Origin of the sequence: Acinetobacter sp. UBA5934 (assembly GCF_002430855.1) — a bacterium.
Classification (GTDB): domain Bacteria; phylum Pseudomonadota; class Gammaproteobacteria; order Pseudomonadales; family Moraxellaceae; genus Acinetobacter.
The window spans coordinates 1-3816 of record NZ_DJDC01000116.1 but is presented as its reverse complement, the minus strand read 5'-3'; the positions used below and the strand labels follow the sequence as shown (position 1 = coordinate 3816).

At 46.5% G+C, this 3816-nt stretch carries 4 protein-coding genes; all 4 read right to left on the bottom strand.

Translation table 11 applies throughout. The features are described 5' to 3' along the window. The coding region (locus B2Y23_RS08090) for a hydroxypyruvate isomerase family protein (RefSeq protein ID WP_291370105.1) at window positions 1–733 on the bottom strand (733 nt) is incomplete at its 3' end. A gap of 36 nt (window positions 734–769) precedes the next feature. Continuing rightward, window positions 770–1636: an NAD(P)-dependent oxidoreductase gene (locus tag B2Y23_RS08085; RefSeq protein WP_291370103.1), complete on the bottom strand. Its 867-nt coding sequence runs from the start codon at window positions 1634–1636 to the stop codon at window positions 770–772. Between the two features lie 36 nt (window positions 1637–1672). Continuing rightward, on the bottom strand, window positions 1673–2461 hold the full coding sequence (locus tag B2Y23_RS08080; protein WP_291357059.1) for a crotonase/enoyl-CoA hydratase family protein: 789 nt from the start codon (window positions 2459–2461) through the stop codon (window positions 1673–1675). A 128-nt stretch (window positions 2462–2589) separates the two neighbouring features. Beyond that, a partial coding sequence (locus B2Y23_RS08075) for a response regulator (RefSeq protein ID WP_291370101.1) occupies window positions 2590–3816 on the bottom strand: 1227 nt, incomplete at its 5' end.

Genomic DNA, 3816 nt, shown 5'->3' with positions numbered 1-3816 from the left:
CCTGTGGCTTATATTCCGCGGCAGTGAAGCCAGTATAAGGACTTTGGTTTAACCACTGAAAAATTTCTGCATAATGAATTTGTGCCGTATCCGGTTCATGCCGCCCTGGACAGTCTGCAAACTGGATGTGTCCAATATCGTGGATATTTTCTTGAAGCGCTTGCAGCACATCTTCACCCATCATTGCCATGTGATAGCAGTCATATTGCATTTTTAGCGCAGGGTGGCGTACGGCTTCCAGCATTTCTTGGGCCTGGGCAATGTTTTGCACCAGAAAGCGCGGCATATCGGTGCCATTAATCATTTCAAACACCGGTTGAATATTATGTGCAGCAAACATTGAACACGCCAGTTTTAAATTTTTTGCCAGTGTATTCAAGCAAGGCAATAAATCGGCATCCAGCGGTTGCTTGCCAGCCAAAATATTGACACTCGGTACATTCAACGCTGTGGCATATTGAATCGACTGTTCCAGCGCACGATGAAATTCAATTTCTTGACCCGGTACGCCCGCCAAACCATTGCCGCCCTGCATTAAATCACCTGCGGGTACATTGATTAGGCACAGGCTCAGATCATGCAGGGTGAGCTGGGTCTGAATCTGTTCGATGCTGAGCTCATAAGGAAACTGAATTTCAACATGCTGAAATCCATGCGCATACGCCAGAGCAAAACGCTCAATTAAAGGCACTTCAGTAAAAATCATGGATAAATTTACCGCCAGCTTAATCATGCTTTTACTCCTTGCCTGCTAAAGAAAATGCTCTGCTCAAGATTCAACAAGTTGAATCACGGTCGCCAGATCAGCCTCAGCATAGCCTTTATTTTGATGGGTTTTCAATTGCGAAAGTGCCTGTTTTGCGACAGGAATATTCAAATTGAACTGCTCGGCCAGCTGCACGGCATTATTCAGGTCTTTGGACAGGGTTTGCACCTTCCATTGCACCGGCTCAAAAGTATGGGTTGCCATACGCGGGGATAAAATCTGAAACGGTTTCGAGTCGGCAAAACCACCGGCAAGCGCAGGAGCCAGCAGGGTGGTATCGACACCGGCTTGTCCAGCCAAAGCGACTGCTTCGGCAATTAAGGTGCTATTGGCTGCAACAATCAGCTGATTGCAAATTTTGGTTGCTTGCCCGGTACCCGTTTCACCCATACGCGTCACACGTTGTGACAAAACATTATAAATCAGTGTTAAATCCTGAATGGTTTGCATGTCGCCACCGGCGAAAATCACCAAGGTTCCATGTTCCGCACCTGCCGTACCGCCAGAAACAGGCGAGTCAATCCACTGAACTTTCCGAATTTGCGCCTGCTGTGCCAAGGCTTTGGTTTTATCCACAGACAGACTGGAAAAATCCACAAGCACTTGTCCAGCTTGTACATGATTCTGAATCTGATCAAAAACATTTTGTACCGCAGCATCATCCGCCAGACAGGTCAAAATAACAGGATAGTTTGCAATCTCTTGCAGATTTAAAGCACTAGCACCCATATCAACCAGCACATCGCAGGCGGAGGCTGTGCGGTTCCAGACAGCGACTTCAAAGCCAGCCTGAATCAGTCGGGTGGCCATACGGCTACCCATCAGTCCCATGCCAAGGAATGCAATTTTTGTATTACGATCAAAACTCATGTGTTTTTCTCTGAACGATCCTGTTATGGCTCTATTTTACTTATATTGACGCGGTAAAAACTGAACTTCCGGGTTTTTGTCTTTTTTACGCGCCAATTTACTGTTTTTGCCTAATAGTAATTTCAGTTGCCAGATTTTCTCTAGGCGTAACGATTTGCTCGGTGCATGTTCCATGGCATCAAGAACCTGTTTAGCGGCCGCCAATGCATCCGGAGAACGTTGCAACATTTCTTCTGCAATTGCTTGGGCTTTGCTGATCGGTGATGCATCTAGATGCGTTACTAAACCAATTTCTTTGGCATAGTTGGCATCAAAAATACGCCCTGTCAGGGTGAGTTCTTTGGCCAGGTCAACATTAATAATGCCTTTAATGGAACGGGTGAGTCCCATGTCCGGAACCAGCCCCCAACGGCTTTCCATAATCGACATTTTGGTGTCTGGGTGGGCAATACGGATATCCGCAGCCAGAGCCAGTTGCATCCCTGCACCCAGGCAATAGCCTTCAATTGCCGCAATCACCGGAACAGGCAGTTCCTGCCAGATTAAAAAGGCTTTTTGAAACAGGCTTTGTCCCGGTTTAAGCAATTCCCAAGCGGCATAAGCGGTATTTTTCGGTGCGTTTAAATCGGCCAGATCAATCCCGGCACTAAACACATGCGCTTCGCCAGTTAAAATGACACAGCGGATGGAACGGTCTTTTTTAATTTGTTTGGCTGCATTGACCAGTTCGCGCAATAAAGCAAAGCTCATGGCGTTACGTTTTTCTGGGCGGTTTAAAGAAACGGTTGCGATGCCATTGTTTTTTTCTATGCGAAGTAATGCCATGATGTAAACCTGTATTTTTCTATTGTTTTGAGCATAACATGGGTATTTCTCTGATACATGCCACGATACATGACAGCAGAGTCACATCTAAACATAGACGTGACTTCGAAAACTCGGCTAGACCATGATCAGATACTTTGTTTGTTTAAAATTTGCTGTGAAGCCTGTTCCACCTGCTGAATGACCGACTGCAATTCATCAAAGCGTTGCAGGGTTTCCTGAATAAAGGCTTCATCCGCTTTACGACGTTCTTTACGTAAAGAAGAAATAAACTGTTCAAATCCACCCGCGACCTCCTGTAGATGAGGAACACCCACATAACGAGTTGCGCCATATAAGCGATGCAGCACATGTTCCAGTTGTGGGAAATCTTCCATCTCAATCAATTGCTGCATTTCATCCAGCTCTGTCGGGAAGCTGTCCGTGAGCATTTTCAGTAGATCGAGAGCCAGATCTTCTTTATTGGCTGCCAGTTGCAGGCTTTGTTGCCAGTCCAGAATATTTGGATCGAGGGCTTCAATCATAATGGATTGCTCTACACTTTTGGCTTTCTTAAAGCTTTCCGAGGTCCAGTGGGTCAGAATCTGGATAATCTGTTCCATCTGAATCGGTTTGGTGACGTAATCATCCATGCCGACCTGCAACAGTTTTTGCTTTTCATCGGCCAGCGCATGTGCGGTCAAGGCAATAATTGGCAAGCGCTTATGGTTTTCTAAAGTGGATTCTAGCGAGCGAATGGCGCGGGTGGTATCAATACCGGACATTACCGGCATTTGAATATCCATAAATACCACATCAAATGCCGGCAATTCCTGTTCGATGCGCTGCTGAATAATTTCAATCGCTTCCTGACCACTTAAAGCCTTGGTGGTGGTGACATTCAGTTCAGCAAGTAGTGCTTCCAGAACAATCAGATTCGGCAGGTGGTCATCCACCGCCAGCACATGCAGACCTTGTCCATTAAACTCTTCATGCACATCCTGCTCGAAAACAGGCTGATTGCTGAGTAGCTGGATCAAGGCGCTACGGCTTAAGGGTTGATACAGAGGACGTGCACGGTACTCGTTCAGCATGTTTGGATCAAGCGCCATCTGATAGCCATACACTGCAATATTGCCGTGGTAGCGGTTCCGGATTTCTTTCAGTAGCGCTTCACCATCGCCACTATGATCGACAATCAGCCAGGTATTTTCATCACTTTTCGGGATTTTATTCAGCTGACTGAACAGGTCCAGAATCGAGCTGGTCTCGACATGATGCACACCATAATTTTCCAGATAATGGCGCAGAATGTTGGCTGTCGCAGGATGGGCTAGGTAAGAAACCACCTGCATCTGTTCAAAGTGCGGATGCAC